At 67.4% G+C, this 16,764-nt stretch carries 18 protein-coding genes and 1 pseudogene; 5 read left to right on the top strand and 14 right to left on the bottom strand.

Annotated features, from left to right (window positions below; all coding sequences use genetic code 11):
- Window positions 1-195 precede the first annotated feature (195 nt).
- Both ilvA and RMO01_RS09525 read left to right on the top strand, forming a co-directional pair.
- A complete protein-coding gene (gene ilvA / locus RMO01_RS09520) occupies window positions 196-1,719 on the top strand; it encodes a threonine ammonia-lyase, biosynthetic (protein WP_309628812.1) in 1,524 nt (507 codons plus the stop codon).
- A 93-nt stretch (window positions 1,720-1,812) separates the two neighbouring features.
- Window positions 1,813-4,299 carry an ATP-binding protein gene (locus RMO01_RS09525; RefSeq protein WP_309628813.1) on the top strand — a complete coding sequence of 829 codons (2,487 nt, stop codon included), beginning with the start codon at window positions 1,813-1,815 and terminating at the stop codon, window positions 4,297-4,299.
- On the opposite strand, the gene RMO01_RS09530 is transcribed toward RMO01_RS09525, so the two are convergent.
- From RMO01_RS09530 to RMO01_RS09580, 11 genes are all read right to left on the bottom strand, one after another.
- A complete protein-coding gene (locus tag RMO01_RS09530; protein WP_309628814.1) occupies window positions 4,296-4,817 on the bottom strand; it encodes a methylated-DNA--[protein]-cysteine S-methyltransferase in 522 nt (173 codons plus the stop codon). The genes RMO01_RS09525 and RMO01_RS09530 overlap by 4 nt on opposite strands.
- Complete coding sequence (locus tag RMO01_RS09535; RefSeq protein ID WP_309628815.1) at window positions 4,798-5,934, bottom strand: Ada metal-binding domain-containing protein; 1,137 nt, start codon at window positions 5,932-5,934, stop codon at window positions 4,798-4,800. The genes RMO01_RS09530 and RMO01_RS09535 overlap by 20 nt, the downstream gene beginning before the upstream one ends.
- 42 nt (window positions 5,935-5,976) lie before the next feature.
- Window positions 5,977-6,318 carry a hypothetical protein gene (locus RMO01_RS09540; RefSeq protein WP_309628816.1) on the bottom strand — a complete coding sequence of 114 codons (342 nt, stop codon included), beginning with the start codon at window positions 6,316-6,318 and terminating at the stop codon, window positions 5,977-5,979.
- A gap of 37 nt (window positions 6,319-6,355) precedes the next feature.
- Window positions 6,356-7,513 carry a hypothetical protein gene (locus tag RMO01_RS09545; protein WP_309628817.1) on the bottom strand — a complete coding sequence of 386 codons (1,158 nt, stop codon included), beginning with the start codon at window positions 7,511-7,513 and terminating at the stop codon, window positions 6,356-6,358.
- Between the two features lie 26 nt (window positions 7,514-7,539).
- Window positions 7,540-7,839 (bottom strand): PadR family transcriptional regulator, encoded by a 300-nt coding sequence (locus RMO01_RS09550; RefSeq protein WP_409013061.1) that lies wholly within the window; start codon window positions 7,837-7,839, stop codon window positions 7,540-7,542.
- 150 nt (window positions 7,840-7,989) lie between these two features.
- Window positions 7,990-8,199, bottom strand: a complete 210-nt coding sequence (locus RMO01_RS09555) for a helix-turn-helix transcriptional regulator (protein WP_309628819.1) — start codon at window positions 8,197-8,199, stop codon at window positions 7,990-7,992.
- A complete protein-coding gene (locus RMO01_RS09560) occupies window positions 8,192-8,893 on the bottom strand; it encodes a hypothetical protein (RefSeq protein ID WP_309628820.1) in 702 nt (233 codons plus the stop codon). Before RMO01_RS09560 ends, RMO01_RS09555 begins: the two co-directional genes overlap by 8 nt.
- Window positions 8,894-8,900: 7 nt before the next feature.
- On the bottom strand, window positions 8,901-9,584 hold the full coding sequence (locus RMO01_RS09565) for a hypothetical protein (RefSeq protein ID WP_309628821.1): 684 nt from the start codon (window positions 9,582-9,584) through the stop codon (window positions 8,901-8,903).
- Window positions 9,585-9,658: 74 nt separating this feature from the next.
- On the bottom strand, window positions 9,659-10,183 hold the full coding sequence (locus tag RMO01_RS09570) for a methylated-DNA--[protein]-cysteine S-methyltransferase (RefSeq protein WP_309628822.1): 525 nt from the start codon (window positions 10,181-10,183) through the stop codon (window positions 9,659-9,661).
- Complete coding sequence (locus RMO01_RS09575) at window positions 10,180-10,968, bottom strand: isocitrate lyase/phosphoenolpyruvate mutase family protein (RefSeq protein ID WP_309628823.1); 789 nt, start codon at window positions 10,966-10,968, stop codon at window positions 10,180-10,182. The genes RMO01_RS09570 and RMO01_RS09575 overlap by 4 nt, the downstream gene beginning before the upstream one ends.
- Before the next feature lie 90 nt (window positions 10,969-11,058).
- Window positions 11,059-11,253 carry a hypothetical protein gene (locus RMO01_RS09580; RefSeq protein ID WP_309628824.1) on the bottom strand — a complete coding sequence of 65 codons (195 nt, stop codon included), beginning with the start codon at window positions 11,251-11,253 and terminating at the stop codon, window positions 11,059-11,061.
- 129 nt (window positions 11,254-11,382) lie between these two features.
- On the opposite strand from RMO01_RS09580, the gene RMO01_RS09585 reads away from it, so the two are divergent.
- The gene (locus RMO01_RS09585; protein ID WP_309628825.1) at window positions 11,383-12,273 is read left to right on the top strand and encodes a hypothetical protein; all 891 of its coding nucleotides are present in this window, start codon (window positions 11,383-11,385) and stop codon (window positions 12,271-12,273) included.
- 3 nt (window positions 12,274-12,276) lie between these two features.
- Here the strand turns inward: RMO01_RS09585 and RMO01_RS09590 are convergent, their stop codons facing one another.
- Window positions 12,277-13,041: an extensin family protein gene (locus tag RMO01_RS09590; protein WP_309628826.1), complete on the bottom strand. Its 765-nt coding sequence runs from the start codon at window positions 13,039-13,041 to the stop codon at window positions 12,277-12,279.
- A 143-nt stretch (window positions 13,042-13,184) separates the two neighbouring features.
- Here RMO01_RS09590 and RMO01_RS09595 point away from each other — a divergent pair, with 143 nt between their 5' ends.
- Entirely contained in the window at window positions 13,185-13,382 is a 198-nt protein-coding gene (locus RMO01_RS09595; protein WP_309628827.1) for a hypothetical protein, read from the top strand.
- 279 nt (window positions 13,383-13,661) lie between these two features.
- Window positions 13,662-15,887, top strand: a complete 2,226-nt coding sequence (uvrB, locus tag RMO01_RS09600; protein ID WP_409013062.1) for an excinuclease ABC subunit UvrB — start codon at window positions 13,662-13,664, stop codon at window positions 15,885-15,887.
- Window positions 15,888-15,922: 35 nt separating this feature from the next.
- Here the strand turns inward: uvrB and RMO01_RS09605 are convergent, their stop codons facing one another.
- Window positions 15,923-16,558 carry a DUF4145 domain-containing protein gene (locus RMO01_RS09605; protein ID WP_309628829.1) on the bottom strand — a complete coding sequence of 212 codons (636 nt, stop codon included), beginning with the start codon at window positions 16,556-16,558 and terminating at the stop codon, window positions 15,923-15,925.
- 65 nt (window positions 16,559-16,623) lie between these two features.
- Window positions 16,624-16,764 (bottom strand): annotated as a pseudogene (locus RMO01_RS09610) (IS5/IS1182 family transposase); the annotation flags it as partial.

Below are 16,764 nucleotides of genomic sequence, written 5' to 3' on the forward strand. Positions count from 1 at the left end.
CATTAGCATAAGTCCGGGTAAGATAGGCCTGTGACGAGGGGATGCAAGAGGCCGGGCGGTCAAATGTCGCGCCTTCGAGACTTGGCAGGTGACGCTGGCGAGGCTTGCCGTCAGGACGATTTAGGGGGACTTTCTGTCTCAAATGTCTATTGCAGAGGTGACTTCCTCCCAGCTTGGCTCGTCTGACGCCTTTCCATGCAAGAAACTCTCCGTCGCATCCTCACCGCCCGCGTCTATGACGTGGCGATCGAAACCCCGCTCGACCCCCTGCCGCGCCTCGCCGTGCGTCTCGGTCGGCCGGTGCTGCAGAAGCGCGAGGACCTGCAGCCGATCTTCTCCTTCAAGATCCGGGGCGCCTACAACAAGATCGCGACCCTGACGCCCGAGCAGCTGACGCGTGGCGTCATCTGCGCCTCGGCCGGCAACCACGCCCAGGGCGTCGCCTTCTCGGCGCGGAAACGCGGCGCGGTCGCGACCATCGTCATGCCGGTCACCACACCGCCCATCAAGGTGGCGGCGGTGCGGGCCCTGGGCGGCGACGTGGTCCTGCACGGTGACGCTTTCGACGAGGCCTTCGCAGAGGCGACCCGACGCGCAAATGAAACCGGCGCCGTCTTCATTCACCCGTTCGACGATCCGGACGTCATCGCCGGTCAGGGCACGGTCGGGCTGGAGATCACCCGCCAGCATTCGGAGCCCATCGCCGCCATCTTCGTGCCCATCGGCGGCGGCGGCCTGGCGGCGGGGGTGGCGGCCATCGTGAAGTTCCTGCGTCCCGGCACCCGGGTCATCGGTGTCGAGCCCGTCGACGCTGCTTCGATGAAGGCCGCCGTCGAAGCGGGTGAGGTGGTGACGCTCGACCAGGTCGGCCTGTTCTGCGACGGCGTCGCGGTGCGCCGCGCCGGAACCGAGACCTTCCGCCTGTGCAAGGATCTGCTGGACGAGATCGTCACCGTCGACAACGACGCCATCTGCGCCGCCATCAAGGACATCTTCGACGACAGTCGCGCGGTGGCCGAGCCGTCCGGCGCCCTCGCCCTCGCCGGCCTCAAGGCCTGGGCCGCCACTCATCCCGAGACTATCGACGACGGCGCACTGATCGCCATCAACTCCGGGTCCAACGTCAATTTCGACCGGCTGCGTCACATCGCCGAGCGGGCCGAGATCGGCGAAGGGACCGAGGCCCTGCTGGCCGTCGCCATGGCCGACGACCGCGCCGTCTACAGCCGCTTCCTCAGCGCGCTCGACGGCCGTTCGGTGACCGAATTCAACTACCGCTGGTCGGGCGAAGGTCGTGCCCACATCTTCGTCGGGGTCGCCATCAAACAGGGGCTGCACGAGAAGGACGACCTGATCGCCGCCCTGCGCTCCGACGGCTATTCGGTCGAGGACATGAGCGACAACGAGACCGCCAAACTGCATGTCCGCCACATGGTCGGCGGCCGCGCCACCGGCCTGCCCCACGAACGAATCCTGCGGTTCGAGTTCCCCGAGCGGCCCGGAGCCTTCCTGCGCTTTCTGAACAGTCTGAAGCCTGCGTGGGCCCTGACGTTGTTCCACTATCGCAACCACGGCGACGATGTCGGGCGGGTGCTGGCCGGCATCTCGGTACCGCCCACGGAACAGCCGGCGCTGAATGCGGCGCTGGCCGGGCTCGGGTATCCCTATGTCGACGAGACCGACAATCCAGCCAGCAGGCTGTTCCTCGACGGTACGTAAAAGGCCGCTATCTGGCGCTAAAGCTTGGGAAACACCTTTGCGCCACATTGAGGCGTGTTCCACAATCGTGTTCCCGCATTTCTGACGGCATTGTTGCTCGGTCTTGCCGTGCTGACGGCGGCGCCGTCGCCGGTCTTCGCCAGCGATCCCGTGCATCGGGACCCGATGACATTGGCCGCCGCAGTCGAGCGACGGGCCAGCGCCACGACCTTCGCCCAACTCGAAGCCTTTGGACAGGCGGCACTGCGCACGCCCGGCCGGGAGGGTTTGAACCGGCTCCATCACGTCGTCTGGACCAATCTGAATCAAGGCGATTTCGAGCGTGCGACCCGGTGGAACCTGCAACTTGCCGCCGCCGCCGGGCGAGAGGGTGACGCGCGCTATGCGGAGATCGCCCATCTCAACGCCCTGACCATCCGCTACGACACGGGCGACGACGACGCCGCCGTCGAGATGGAGGAGATCGCCAGGATGGAATCCGACTGGTTCGTCCGGGCCCACGCCACCCGCATCTACGCCCTGGCTCTGATGGACCAGGACCGCCTCGGCGAAGGGCTGAACCTGCTCAACGACGCCATGAGCCTGGTCCCCGAGAACGACGCCTTCGCCGACACGGCGCGTGCGGGGCTATGGGAGATGACCGGCATCGGTCTGATGAAGTTGAACGACCTCCGCGGCGCCACCGACGCCTTCGGTCGGTTCGAGATGGACCACAGCAACCCGGCCTACCCCCGGCCCGACTTTGACGCCGTCTATAACCTTGCCCGCATGGCGGTTCAGGTCGGCGACCAGCCACTCGCCGAGAGGCTGTTCTCCGTCCACCGTCGGCTGGCGGCGCGCGCAGGAGTGGAGAGCCTGACCGTCTATGACGCCAACCTGTGCGCCATGGTGGCGCAGGGCGACGACAATCCGTACCGACTGCTGCGCTGCCTGGCGCCTTATGGCGAAAGCCTGGGCGCGGCCCAGTTCCTGGCCCCCCACATCCTGCCGCTCCGCGCCATGGCTCGCGCCCGCATCGGTGACGTGGACGGGGCCCGGCGCGATGTCGCCGAGATTCATCGTCGCCAGGCCGCGGGTGAGTTTCGTGAGGAAGGCGTGTCACAGGTCCTGCATGCAGAGGCCGAACTCCTCCAGGCCCAGGGCCGCTCAAAGGAAGCCTTCGAACTACTTCGCCGACATGCGGAGGAAGAAACCCTTCAGCAAACGCGCCGCTTCAGCGACGGCATCGGCCAGGTCACCTTGAGGATGCGGAACCAGCTGCGCGAACGCCGACAGCAGTTGGAGACGGCCCGGGCCAACACAGAGCTTCAGGCCGACGTCATTCAGAGCCAGCGCTGGATCGTCGGCATCGGCGTGGTCTTCCTCCTCAGCGCCGCCGCCCTCCTGTACCGCCAGTGGCGGATGACCGGCCACCTCCGCTTCGCCCGCCGCCGCTCGGAGGATGCAAACCGGGCCAAGTCCGAGTTCCTGGCCAATATGAGCCACGAGATCCGCACGCCCCTCAACGGCGTCGTGGCCATGGCGGACGCCCTGTCGCGCCGCCCCCTCGACACCGCCGAACACGAGATGGTCGAGATCATCCGCTCGTCCGCCGTGACCCTGGAACGCCTGCTATCCGACATCCTCGACAGCGCCAAGATCGAGGCCGGTCAGGTGACCGTCGAGGCCGCGCCCTTCGCCCTTGGTCATGCCGTCAAGGACATCGCCGCCCTCTGGGGCTCGCGGGTCGACGGCGGCCCCGTCGCCCTGGTCGTCGAACTGGATCCCGCGCTTGACCGGATGGTGGTTGGCGACGTTGTCCGGGTGCGCCAGATTCTGGCCAACCTCGTTTCCAACGCCCTGAAATTCACCAGCGTCGGCGCCGTAACCCTGAGCGTCGAGCCGGTCGCAGACGACCGCGTGCGCTTCACCGTCACCGACACCGGCGTCGGCTTCGACGCGGAACAGAAGGCGCGCATCTTCACCCGCTTCCAGCAGGCCGACGGCTCCATCACCCGGCGGTTCGGCGGCACCGGCCTCGGCCTCGCCATTTCCCGCGACCTGGCCGAACTCATGGGCGGCGAACTGGATTGCGAGTCGACGCCCGGCGAAGGCTCGCGCTTCTGGTTCGAACTGCCCCTGCCCGCCGCTGTGATCCAGGAAACGGTCGCCGATGCGACGGACGACGCCTCCCCGGAGGGCCTGCGCATCCTGCTGGCCGACGACCACCCGGCCAACCGAAAGGTCATCGAAGTGCTTCTCGCGCCGACCGGAGCGACCCTGATCGCCGTCGAGAACGGTCAGGCGGCGCTCGACGCCTTCGCCGAGGGCGGCTTCGACCTGATCCTGATGGACATGCAGATGCCGGTCATGGACGGCCTGACCGCCACCGCCGCCATCCGCGCCCGGGAGGCCGAACGCGGCCTCGAGCGCACGCCGTTGCTGATGCTGACCGCCAACGCCATGGCCGAGCATGTCGAGGCGGGCCGGGCCGCCGGCGCCGACGGTCACCTGACCAAGCCGGTGACGACACAGACCCTGTTCGCCGCCATCGGCGCCGCGCTGGACGCGGGCGACGCCGGGGAATTGCGAGCGGCCTAGATCGGCGCGCCTTCGTGGGCCAGCAGCCAGCGCTTGCGCTCAAGCCCGCCCGCATAACCCGTCAGCGTCCCGTTCGCCCCGATCACCCGGTGACAGGGGACGATGACTGCGATGGGGTTCTGGCCGTTGGCCAGTCCCGCGGCCCGCACGGCTTTAGGCGATCCGATGGCCGCCGCCAGCTGACCATAGCTGCGCGTCTCGCCCGCCGGGATCGCTCTGAGCGCCGCCCAAACGGCGCGCTGGAAGACCGTGCCGCCCGTCCTGACCTTCAACCCGTCGAGCGCCCGCGCGTCGCCCGCGAAATAGGCCTCGACCGCGCTGCGCACCCCCTCGGGCGCACAGCCAGCGATCAAGTCGGCGTCCGGCGCGTGGCGGCCCAGCAGCCGCATCATGCGCGGCTGATAGTCCGCGAAGTCGAGCGCCCGCACGGCGCCGTCGCCGTCGGTGACCAGCAGAACCTCGCCGACCGGAGTCGCGATCCGATCCAGGGTCAGGGTCTCAGGCTGCGCGTTTTTCACTGTCGTTCTCCATCAGGTCCGCCGCCGTCAAACCCGCCATCCGCAGGTGCAGCGCGCCATAGGCCCGCCAGGGCCGCCACCGCTCCGCCCGATCCGCGAGCGTCACATCGTTCAGTCGATCGCTGGGCGCATCGTCGCCCGCATCGATCCAGTCGCCCGGCAGCCGTAGTCCCGGCCGCGCCTCGGCCAGAGGCGTCAGCACCGGGTCGGCGGACAGGTCCCGTCCGATCGCCTCGGGGTCGGCGGACAGGTCGAACACCCGCCGCACCCGGGCCAGTATGCCCGGCAGGGCCCTCAGGTCGCTGGCCTCGACGCAGACCTCCAGCCTCCCGGGCTTGCCCGGCGTCGCCGTGACCAAGCCCTCGACGCCGTCGATACCCTTGACCAGATCGCGCGACCAGGTCCGGCCCTCGACCCGATCCCCGCGCGCCGCCAGCGCCGCGAACATCGCCTCCCAGTCATAAGGTGGTCGCCAGGGCAGGCTCAGTCTCACCCCCTCGGCCGACGGGCGCTCGGCCCGGCGACGCAGCGCCGACGGCGCGCGCCGATAGAGAGCCTGGAAGGTCTCGTTGAAGCGGCGGACCGAGCCGAAGCCTGACGCATGGGCCACCTGGGCCATCGACAGGTCGGTCTCGTGGATCAGGGCCTTGGCCAGCAGCACGCGCCGCGTCTGGGCCACGCTGACCGGTGAGGCGCCGAGATGTTGTTTGAACAACCGTCTCAGCTGGCGCTCTCCAACCCCCAGCCGTCCGGCCAGGGCGTCGACATCGCCCTCGTCCAGCGCGCCCGCCTCGATCAGGGCCAGGGCCCGGCTGACGGTGTTCGAGGTGCCGCGCCAGGCGCCCATGTCGGGCGCCGTCTCCGGCCGACAGCGCAGACAGGCGCGGAATCCCGCCTCCTCCGCCGCCGCCGCCGTGAGCACGAAGATCATGTTCTCGCGTCTGGGCGTTCGCGCCGGACAGATCGGACGGCAGTAGATTCCCGTTGTCTTCACACAGCCGAAGAATCGCCCGTCGAACCGGACGTCACGCGTCAGAACGGCCTTGTAGCAGGCCTCCTGATCCAGACTGTTCGCCGCCGTTTCCATGCCGCGAAGATGGACCGTCCCTGTGGGCAAGTCTCGCGGTTTTCGGACATCGCCGCCCGGGCGGCTACGCCTCTAGCGGGGACCGGCCGGCGCGCCGCCGGCGTTGGCGATTTCCTCGACCGAACCGCCGCTGCCGGTCATGGCGGTCAAAGCGCTCTGGGCCTCCGTCGCCGCGATCTGAGCCTGCAGCCGGGTGCGGCAACGGCGCTGGTTGAACCGGCTTCCCGTCACCGGAGCGGTCCGGCAGATGACCTCCTGTTGCGGGTCACTGGCGCGGGTGTTGGCTCCGGTCTCCAGCCGGGGGCCCTGGACGGTGACGGGCGCGACGTCAGTCGCGGGTGCGTCCTGAGAGGGCGTCGTGGTCGTGTCCTGCGCGACCAGCAGGGCCGCCATGATCAGTCCAGTCCAGAGCATTCAGGCCTCCATATCCCTTTGAGCGGACAGCCTCTCATCAACCGGCGTTGGACGCAACGTCCGGTCGCACGGCCCGCCAGGCATTGGCCGCGATCCTGAAGACGAGGCTGACCGCGCTGATGGCCAAGGCCCAGGTCATGATCAGCGACAGGGTCGACGTCACCCCGACGAGATCCCGCTGCCTGTCGCGCAAATCATGCAGTCGGTCGAAGTCCAGCAACACCCAGTCGCCCGCGATCCGCGCCTGTTCGGCGCCGACGCTGAGAGTAAACCAGTGGCCGGCCTCGAAGATGTTCCAGGTCAGCCACAGGCCGGCGGCAGCGACCAGGATGGCCAGCACCGCCCGCATCCGCGCCGCCTGCGGCTGGATCAGGGTGAACAGGTCGACCCCCATCTGGCCGAGGGCATAGAGGAGGACCGGCACGAACAGGGTCGCCCAGATCGGCGCCGGCGACACACTCACCAGGTCGCCGTCGATCCGCATCACGCTCAGGCCGGGGAAGTGAACCAGCCCCACCCACCACAGGACGAACAACCCCACCGCCAGGAAAGAGAAGGCCGCTTCCGCCCCGAAATCGCGGCGGCCCCGCATCGATGGCGTCCGCCACATCGGCCGCAGGCCCGCTCCCGCTCCCGCTCCCGCGCCGACCTTGCCGCTCACGCTCTTCATGCTGGCGCCCCACCAGGACGGGTCGGACAGGCCGAAGGCCGAGAGATCCTTGACCCGCCAGTCGGTCAGCCATTTCGGGCGGATGGCGTAGTGCTCCATTATCGCCCCGCCCAGGGTCAGCGCCCCGATCAGGGTCAGGCCGGAGCCGAAGAAGCCGTGGAACGACTGGGCGATGTCCTGCCCCGCATCCGCCGTTCCGCTGATCAGCCGGATGAACAGGCCGATGCCGGAAACGACCAGCAGGATCAGAAGCCCCGCCTTCACCCCGTAAAGCCAGTAGGGGAACAGCTCGGGTCCGATCAGCGAATCCGGTCCCTTTCGATAGCGGGCGGCGACCACCAGCGGGTGCCCGATCTCCTTCAGGATGGCCTCGCGCTCGTCGTCGGTCAGCGGCCGACCGACCGCCTCCTCCTTGGCCTCCACGCGGCTCAGAATCAGGTCGCGCAGTTCGGCGACGATGTCGTCCCGTTCTTCCGCCGACAGCTGTGCCGCGACGGCCTCCAGATAACGTTCCACCATATCCATGGTCTTTGCCCCTCGATCTTGAAATGTCAGAGAATCTTGTCGAGCGAGGCGTTGATGCCCCGCCATTCGCCGGCGAGCCGCTCCAGCATCGCCGCCCCCATCGGTGAGAGGACGTAGAAGCGCTTCCTGCGCTTCTCTTCCTCACGCCATTCACTCAGCAGAAGACCCTGCGACTCCAGCCGGCGGAGCAGCGGATAGAGGGTCGATTCCTCCATCTCCAGCCCGTCGGCGGCCAGGGCCTGACGCAGGGTGTAGCCGTAGCGTTCGGTCCGGAGACAGGCGAGCACCGCCAGCACCAGCGACCCCCGCCGCAGCTCCAGCCGCATGCTTTCGAAGAGTTCGGCGTCGATGGTCACCGGGTCGGTCCCTCACGTCACATAGTGTGCGACATACAGTGTATGCGACATACTGTGTGAGGATGTCAAGCGAAAGGCCGGAGAGGGATGCCTCTCCGGCCTTCGATTTCGATCCACGGCTCAGCCTACGAGGTAGAAGAGATCTTCCACCGTGGTTCCCAAGGCTCGCGCCAACTCCAGCGCAAGCAGGGTCGAGGGCACAAAGACTCCGTTCTCGACGGTGTTGATCGTCTTGCGCGACACCCCCGCCCGCTCGGCCAGTTCGGCCTGGGTCAGGCCGGCGGCGGTGCGGATCTCCTTCAGCCGCGACCCCAGCCGGGGATCACCCATCGGCATCGCCTTCGGCCCGACGATCCAGCCAGACGAACCGCAGCCCCACCAGCGATGCCGTTGCCATCAGGGCGACGGGGATCGCGATGATCGTCCATTCCAATCTCCACAAGCCGATCAGAAACACCCCCGTCACGGCAGCAGCAAGCAACGGGAGGCCGGTCGCCATGGCCTGAGACCGGAGAGCCCGGGTAACCTCATCCTCAAGCCATTTCCGGTCTTGCCGCCCCGCGACGGTCGCGACCCCCGTCCATCCGCCGACGGACATCAGAATAAACAGGGCAACGAGCGGCAGGGTCGCGACCAGCGCGACATCCGACGTATCGCCCTGGCCATGGGAGATCCTCAACAGGGCTGGAAGCAGGGCCGCCAGCAGGCCCCACCCGGCTATGGACACAGCATAGATCCGGTCATTGCGCCCACGCTGCATCCGGTCCCGGCGGCCGACCAGCATCGCGAGTCTCAGGGCATTCTTGCCGGGTCGAAACGCGAGCGTCACCAAGGCCGACACGATCGAAACGCTGATAGACGCCATCGAGACCGGGTCGGAAACGGTCACTGGCAGGACTGCATATCGGCCCAGCGATAGAAAGACAGCACAGCTGACCAAGCCCAGGATCATGATGAGCGTTCCAAGCCGCTCGCGGTCGCGGCGCCTACCCTCGTGCTTCAGCAGAGTCTCGACCTCGTCCATGAGCGGATCACTCATCCTTGCCGAACTCCCGGTCCAGCCAGGCGAAGCGGATGCCGGCTGTCGCGCCTGCCGCCGACAGGACGAAAGGCAGGGCCGCGATGCCGAGCTCCGCCCGCCACAGTCCCAGGCCGAAAGCGACGGTCGCGCCGAACATCAGGACCACGAAGGCCGCACCGATGGCGCGCGCTCTGAGGACGCTGGTCAGTTCGTCTTCGAGGAACCGCTTGTTGGCGCGCGTCTGACGATCCCAGCCCATGGTGATCGAAGCCACGACCCAGGCGTAGATGACCGGGAGGGGTGCGCTGATGTAGTCGCCGAAGCTTCCTTCGCCCGCCAGGATATCCTGCATCGCCAGCGTCGACTGTGTGAGGAAGGCCAGGGTCACGAGCGGGAGGATCCACAGCTGGCGAGCGCGCTGGGCCTGCAGCCGGTCACGCTTCAGGGGCTCCGTTTCGGTCCGCCAGCCGTTGGCCCCCGGCCTCAGGATCCAGGCGAGAATGCCTCCGCCCAGAGCCAGCCCGACTCCCACGCCCGACAGGATGCCCCAACCCGTCGCCTCGTCGCCCGTCCTGGCGGCGCCCATGACGAAGCCGAAGCCCGCCGCCATCGCGCCCAGTACGATCATTGCAAGGGCGTTTGCGTATTTCGTGCGCCGCGCCTTCGCTTCCTTGCGCAGTTCCCTGTCGTCCATGGCCGTCATCTCCGCCTCCGGTTGATGTCACCTTGGGGTTACATATCACCTGTAGGTTACATGACGTCAAGCGGTCAGATCAGCAGCGCGCCCTCGTGCCTCAGCAGCCAGGTCTTGCGTTCCAGCCCGCCGCCGAAGCCCACCATCGCCCAGCCTCCTGAAGAACTGGCGGCGCCGACCACTCGATGACAGGCCAGAACCAGCGGAATCGGATTGCGGTTCAACGCCACCCCCGCCGCCTGGGCCGCGCCCGGCTCCCCGGCCCGCCGCGCCATCTCGCCATAGGATATGGTCTGGCCCACCGGGACTTCCCACAGCGCCCGCCAGACCCGGGCCTGAAACCCGTCGCCTGCGACCGCCCCGTCCAGCGCCCAGTCGATCCGCATCAGGGCCGCGCGATCGCCGGCGAAATAGTCGGCCAGGGCGTCGGTCAGCGCCGTCGGCGGTTCACCCGCTTCCATGGCGACGCCGGGATACTCGCGCCCCATTGCCCGGGTCAGCCCGCCGCCGAACGACACGCCCCTCAGCCGCCCGGCCTCGTCGACCGCAAGCGCCAGCGGCCCGATCGGCGAGGTGATCCCGGACGCGTTCAGCCTCACGGCTTCATCAGCGCGTTCAATGCTCCATAGTCGAAGGCCTCGGCCGCCTGCGGCTTCGAATCTCCATCCGCCAAGAAGCCGCGCGTCAGCCGGTCCGCCGTACCATAGGCCGCAGCCGCGATGTTCGACCCGGCGCTCAGCCGGCGCACGCCCAGCGCCTCCAGCCCCTTTGCATCCGGCAGGGCGGGTCGCGCCAGCAGGTTCAGTGGCAGGCCCAGATCGATCAGCACCTTGATCGTCTCCACATCGGTCACCCCCGGCATGAACAGTCCGTCGGCTCCGGCCGCCCGGTACAGGGCCGTCCGCCGCGTCGCCTCTTCCAGCCGTCCTTCGACCGGTCCGATGCCTCTGAGCCACAGGTCGCAGCGGGCGTTGATGAACAGTTCTGATCCCACCGCCGCGCGCACCTCGGCGATCTTGTCCGCCAGCGCCTCGGCCGTCCCGTCAGCGTCCTCGATGTTGATGCCGACGGCTCCTGTCTCCCATGTCCGGCGCACAAAGCCTGCAGCCTCCGCAGGATCATCGGAGAAACCGCCTTCGACGTCAGCGCTGACCGGCGTGTCGCCCGCCACCCTGACCATCCGCGCCAAGGCGCCGAGCAGTTCGCTCTCGGGCGGCGTCGCCCCGTCTGCCCAGCCCAGAGCCCAGGCCACGCCCGCGCTGGTCGTCGCCACGGCCTTCGCCCCCGCCGCGATCGACAGGACCGTCGAGGCCGCGTCCCAGGCATTGGGCAGGATCAACAGGCCGGAGCCGTGCAGGGCGCGGAAAGTCTCGGAAGCCGACATCGATGATCTCCTTTTGTTCCCGCAAACATGCCGCGCTTCGCCGCCGGAGTCTCGCGGGAATCGGACAGCGTCACCGTTCGCAGCGAGACCCTATTTGTGCGTCCACGGCCGGTTGGCGCCCGGCGTCACGCCCGCCGCCTGTTCGCGCTGGAAACGTCCGCCACGCGGCGGCTTTGGCCGGGCGTTCAGCTTTGCGGTCTTCAGCCGCAGGGCCTTCTGGGCCGGCGTCTCTCCCGCCGGACCGTCAGTCGAGGGGGTTGCGGTCTGGTCGGGCTCATCGGTCATGCCCGACCCTAGCACGCGTTCGGCGGCTGCGCCCCGTCGCATCGCGGCGGCCGGGCCGTACCGCAACCTTAACCGCCGCACGCCGTTCTGCTCACCGTACACAGGCGAAACCGCCGGAGAGCACCCCCCATGAATTCGATCAAGACCTTCACGGCCCTGGCGGCCGGCGCCGTCGTTCTCTCGATGGCCCCCCTCGCCCAGGCCCAGACACCCTATGGCCAGTCCAGCTCTCAGCAATCGACCGGCCAGGAGGTCTTCGGCCAGATCCTGCAAAACCTGTTCGGCGGCCAGACCACAGGCACGGTGGACGGTGAATGGAGCCGGGGACGCCGCGCCCTCGGCGGCCAGCAGACCACGTTCAACAGTCGCCTCGACGCGCAGGTTCGCTCAGGCTCGCTGTCATCCTGGTCCGCCGACCGCATCCGCACCGACTATGACGCCCTTGTTCAGCTCGAGGCCCGCTACGGCCAGGACGGACGCTTCACCACCCAGGAACGTCAGGACCTGACCACCCGCTATGACGCCCTGACCTCGGCGCTGGAAGACGGCGGCTACGGCGACGACATCGGCGGCTATCAGTCAGCCGCCGACGGCCGCGCGGACTTCGACGCCCGCGTCGATGCAGCCGTCCGCGCCCGTACCCTGACCCGCACTGACGCCACGCGTCTTCGCAGCGACTACGCGGCTATCATCTCAGCCGAGGCAGGCTTCCAGCGTGATGGCCTCAGCGCTCGCGAGCGTCAGGATATCGAGGCCCGCCTCGACGCCATCGACACCCGTGTTCCCGGTGGCGCCTCCGGCAACGGCGGCTGGCAGCAGACGCCGCGAGATCGTCTGACCGCCATCGAACGGGCCCTCTACAACCTGCCGCGCGGCCAGCAGGACGCTATCCGCGTCCAGTTCGAGGATCTGACCCGACTGGAGGCGGCCTACTCCCGCACCCGTCCGTCGAGCGACGACACGGCCTATCTGGAACGCCGCATCGGCGAGCTGGAAGTGCAGGCGCGCATTCGCCGCTAACCCCTAACGGCACAGGCGACCACTCTCCGCCTCCAGGTGGAGGTGGTCGCGGTGCAGGGCGTTGTAGTCAGGGCTCAACGTCGTCCCGAAAATCTTGCAAGCGTCGTCGCGAATCCGCCTCAGGAAGGCTGCCTCCGGCCCGCCGTCATTCCAGTCGGCTGACACGGTGATCCTGCGGCCGTCGCGCAGCCGCACTCCGGAGAAGTCCAGCGCCGCCGCCCGCGAATGGGCGCTTGGCCGGTTGCCCGCCTGGTTGTTGACAGGCCGGCAGGCATAGACGCCCATGTGATCGATCTCGACCACGTCGGAGCCAAGCAGCTCCCGCGCCGCAGGCTCCACCGACTGGCGTCTCCAGACGCTGATCGCTGCGGCCAACGCGCAGGTCATGGTCAGATCCGAAGGCGCCATCCGCGCCACAGTCCCCATGTCCGGACCCAGCACCCCCGCCTCCGTCAGGCCGCAGGTCTCCGAGTTAACCCGGTCCGGCGTCGGCGAGAAGGTGACCCGTGCCGCCACCAGTTCCGCCTCGCACTGCGCCAGGGTCCGGGTCGCCCGCTGCACGCGGCCGAGGGTTCCACTGTCGATCGGCTGATCGATCACCCCCGCCCCGGGCGCGACATAGACGCCTGGTCCCGGCCCAGGCGGTCGGGGCGTCGGCGCCGGATAGTAGGGGCGAGGTCCGGCCGGAGTGACGGTGTCGGGGATCAGGCGGCCGCAGGCGGCAAGGGCCGTCAGGCAGGCGAACACGGCGATCGATCGAAAACGCATGGGGTCAGCCTATCGGGATTCGCGCCTGACGGTCGCACAGGACGGTCGAGGCAGTCCGCCGGGCCGCAACCGCCACGCTTGCCCCGCGTTATGGTCAAGCTCGCGGCCGGCCTTCGCCGTGCGGGGCGTCAGGATATCGTCTCATGGCTGTTCGTCGCTCCGGTCTGCCTCTCACGGCTCCGTCCGTTCCCCTGTTCGCCATCGCGGTGGTCCTCGCGGTCCTGGCCCTGCTGGCCCAGTACGGCGGCGTCGCCATACCCTTCATCAGCGCCCACGCCTTCGACACCCTGGCGGTGGCCTTCGCGGTCCTGACCGCCGGCGTCCTGCTGCGCGGAGCCTGAGCCTGGCCCGATGCGGCTGCTGACACCCCGTCGTCCTCCGGCTCGACCGGGGGATGTCAGCAGCCGCATCGGCCGCTCGCGCGTTGACTGGCGACATCCCTCCTCGCGCACTAAGTTCCGTTCATGAACCGTTCCTCCACGCCCAAGGGCTCGGCGCCCGTCGTCAAGAAGCCCGTCCACATCCCGAACAAGGGTCTGGCGGAGGCGCCGTCGGCCTTTCTGCGCGACCGCGACGCCGCGTCATCCTCCGGCTCGACCGGGGGACGGGCGATGGCGAACATGCCGATGTTCGCCCCGGTCACCGGTCCGCGCCTGACGCCGGAGGAGGCGCCGGGCAAGCCGGACGACTGGGTCCCGCACCGGCCCTCGCATGACGGCAAGAAGAAGGGCGGCCGGTTCCGCCTGGAGACCAGCTACACCCCCGCCGGCGACCAGCCCGCCGCCATCGCTGAACTGGTCGCCCGGGCCGGGGCCGGCGACCGCGACCAGGTCCTGCTGGGCGTCACCGGCTCGGGCAAGACCTTCACCATGGCCAAGGTCATCGAGCAGACCCAGCGGCCGGCGCTCATCCTCGCGCCCAACAAGACCTTGGCGGCGCAGCTTTATTCGGAATTCAAGTCTTTTTTTCCGGATAATGCTGTCGAGTATTTCGTCAGTTACTATGACTACTATCAGCCGGAAGCTTATGTTCCGAGAACTGACACCTACATCGAGAAAGACTCGTCCATAAACGAGCAGATCGATCGAATGAGGCACTCTGCAACTCGCTCTATACTAGAGCGAGATGATGTCATTGTTGTGGCCAGCGTCAGCTGCATCTACGGCATCGGGTCGGTGGAGACCTATACGGCCATGACCTTCGACCTGAAGGTCGGGGACCAGATCGATGAGTCCAAGCTCCGGGCCGATCTGATCGCGCTGCAGTACAAGCGCAACGACCTGAATTTCGAGCGGGGCATGTTCCGCAAGCGCGGCGACACCGTCGAGATCTTCCCCGTGCACCAGGAGGATCGGGCCTGGCGCGTCTCCCTGTTCGGCGACGAGATCGAATCCATCGCCGAGTTCGACCCCCTGACCGGCAAGAAGACCGCCGACCTGCAGGAGATCACCGTCTACGCCGCCTCCCACTACGTCACCCCACGCCCGACGCTGAACCAGGCCCTCGGCGGCATCAAGGCCGAGCTCAAGGAGACGCTCGACTGGATGGTCGAGAACGGGAAACTGCTGGAGGCCCAGCGGCTCGAACAGCGGGTCCGTTTCGACCTGGAGATGATGGAGGCGACCGGCTCCTGCGCCGGCATCGAGAACTACAGCCGCTGGCTGACCGGCCGCAGCCCCGGCGAGCCGCCCCCGACCTTCTTCGAATACATCCCCGACAACGCCCTGCTGTTCGTCGACGAGAGCCACGTCACCATCGGCCAGATCAACGGCATGTTCCGGGGCGACTACCGCCGCAAGTCGACCCTGGCCGAGTACGGCTTCCGCCTGCCCTCCTGCATCGACAACCGCCCGCTCAAGTTCGACGAATGGGAGGCGATGCGGCCCCAGACCATCCACGTCTCGGCCACGCCCCAGACCTGGGAGATGGAACAGACCGGCGGCGTCTTCGTCGAACAGGTCATCCGCCCGACCGGCCTGATCGATCCCCCGGTCGAGATCCGCCCCGTCTCCGGCCAGACCCGCAACCAGGTCGACGACGTCATCGACGAGGTCAAACAGGTCGCCCGCAACGGCTACCGCTCCCTGGTCACCGTCCTGACCAAGAAGATGGCCGAGGACCTGACGGAATACATGCACGAACAGGGCGTGCGCGTCCGCTACATGCACTCCGACGTCGACACGATGGAGCGGATCGAGATCATCCGCGACCTGCGCCTCGGCACCTTCGACGTCCTGATCGGCATCAACCTGCTGCGCGAGGGGCTCGACATCCCCGAGTGCGGCCTGGTCGCCATCCTCGACGCGGACAAGGAGGGCTTCCTGCGCTCCGAGACCTCCCTGATCCAGACCATCGGCCGCGCGGCCCGCAACGTCGACGGCCGCGTCATCCTCTATGCCGACCGCGTCACCGGCTCGATGGAGCGCGCCATGGCCGAGACCAACCGCCGCCGCGAGCGCCAGGAGGCCTACAACCTCGAACACGGCATCACGCCCGAAAGCGTCAAGCGCGACATCAAGGAGATCCTGAACAGCCCCTACGAGAAGGACCGCGTTCTGGTCCCCGTCACGGGCGTCAAGGAAGACGCCCGCCCCTTCATCGGCAACAACTTCCAGGCCACGCTGAAGGACCTCGAAGGCAAGATGCGCGAGGCCGCCTCCAACCTCGAGTTCGAGGAGGCCGGCCGCCTGCGCGACGAGATCAAGAAACTCAAACTCCTCGACCTGGAGTTCGCCAACGAGATCATGACCGGGGCGGGGGAAGCGGTGGACAAGGCCGCGCCGAAGAAGTGGCGCGCGGAAGCGGCGGCAGAGAAGGCGGAGGCGTTCCGGAAGGGGCGGTTGTAGGGGGGGCGTCACGTCGCCGAACTGGTGATCAGTATCTAAGTCGCGTGTATCGGCGGGGTATCGGCCGTAAATGCCGCCACTTCGCCGGGCAATTCGAAAATGTAGCGTAGGAACATCTCGGTGAAGAGCCGGAGAGGCTTCGCATCGGACTCTTCGAAATCTTCAGGATCGTGTAGGGCCTCGTTGCCTTCTATCCGGACCTGATCGGCCCAACTTTTCATTTCGTCGGTAATTCGACCTTGGTCGCGCAGCCATATCAACCTCTTGTAGAACGTCTGCTTCTCAGGGACCCCCTCGAGCCCCTTAGTCGCGATGTCGAGAGCAGATCGGTACATTGATACCGCCGCGTTCCAGCTATGTCTGTTGAACGCGTCTTCTCCTTCGAGGAAGCGGCGAGCAACTGCGTTGGGTGTATGATCCGGCACAGTGGGTGCCTGCCGTGATGGCCAAGCGCCAGTCACCTGCCATATGCTCGCGATGTTGCCGCCGATGTTGCTCGGATCAGGCGCAGCGGCACCCACAGACAATAGTGTGAAAGCGATCAGCTTACCGCATGCGCCACATGTGGCTGCGCCGATTTGGGTAGCGCCCGACGTCGACGCATTCCACTTGATCGTGAAAGCGACCGACGTCGCCGGGCAATGCGGACAGTCGCGAATCATCATGGCCATTCACCATTGTCGCCGCTATGGCGCCGCGCACAAAGCAAGAACATTGGCGGGCGCTGCAGCGCAGCCTAGGCGGTGTGGACAAAGTGCCTGATCCACAGTCGGATGGATGCGATGAGGACGAAGCCGAGGAAGCTGTCGGCGGTCTTGTCGTATCGGGTGGCCAGTCGTCGGCTGTGTTTGAGCTTTGAGAAGCATCGCTCGACGAG

Origin of the sequence: Brevundimonas sp., assembly GCF_031412435.1 — a bacterium.
Taxonomy (GTDB): domain Bacteria; phylum Pseudomonadota; class Alphaproteobacteria; order Caulobacterales; family Caulobacteraceae; genus Brevundimonas.

What these genes read in the sequence shown, in the direction of transcription:
- ilvA (WP_309628812.1), top strand. Translation starts at nt 196, where the DNA reads ATGCAAGAAACTCTCCGTCGCATCCTCACCGCCCGCGTCTATGACGTG.
- RMO01_RS09540 (WP_309628816.1), bottom strand. Translation starts at nt 6,318, where the DNA reads ATGCTCTGGACTGGACTGATCATGGCGGCCCTGCTGGTCGCGCAGGAC.
- RMO01_RS09545 (WP_309628817.1), bottom strand. Translation starts at nt 7,513, where the DNA reads ATGGATATGGTGGAACGTTATCTGGAGGCCGTCGCGGCACAGCTGTCG.
- RMO01_RS09550 (WP_409013061.1), bottom strand. Translation starts at nt 7,839, where the DNA reads ATGCGGCTGGAGCTGCGGCGGGGGTCGCTGGTGCTGGCGGTGCTCGCC.
- RMO01_RS09555 (WP_309628819.1), bottom strand. Translation starts at nt 8,199, where the DNA reads ATGGGTGATCCCCGGCTGGGGTCGCGGCTGAAGGAGATCCGCACCGCC.
- RMO01_RS09560 (WP_309628820.1), bottom strand. Translation starts at nt 8,893, where the DNA reads ATGGACGAGGTCGAGACTCTGCTGAAGCACGAGGGTAGGCGCCGCGAC.
- RMO01_RS09565 (WP_309628821.1), bottom strand. Translation starts at nt 9,584, where the DNA reads ATGGACGACAGGGAACTGCGCAAGGAAGCGAAGGCGCGGCGCACGAAA.
- RMO01_RS09575 (WP_309628823.1), bottom strand. Translation starts at nt 10,968, where the DNA reads ATGTCGGCTTCCGAGACTTTCCGCGCCCTGCACGGCTCCGGCCTGTTG.
- RMO01_RS09580 (WP_309628824.1), bottom strand. Translation starts at nt 11,253, where the DNA reads ATGACCGATGAGCCCGACCAGACCGCAACCCCCTCGACTGACGGTCCG.
- RMO01_RS09585 (WP_309628825.1), top strand. Translation starts at nt 11,383, where the DNA reads ATGAATTCGATCAAGACCTTCACGGCCCTGGCGGCCGGCGCCGTCGTT.
- RMO01_RS09590 (WP_309628826.1), bottom strand. Translation starts at nt 13,041, where the DNA reads ATGCGTTTTCGATCGATCGCCGTGTTCGCCTGCCTGACGGCCCTTGCC.
- RMO01_RS09595 (WP_309628827.1), top strand. Translation starts at nt 13,185, where the DNA reads ATGGCTGTTCGTCGCTCCGGTCTGCCTCTCACGGCTCCGTCCGTTCCC.
- uvrB (WP_409013062.1), top strand. Translation starts at nt 13,662, where the DNA reads ATGCCGATGTTCGCCCCGGTCACCGGTCCGCGCCTGACGCCGGAGGAG.
- RMO01_RS09605 (WP_309628829.1), bottom strand. Translation starts at nt 16,558, where the DNA reads ATGGCCATGATGATTCGCGACTGTCCGCATTGCCCGGCGACGTCGGTC.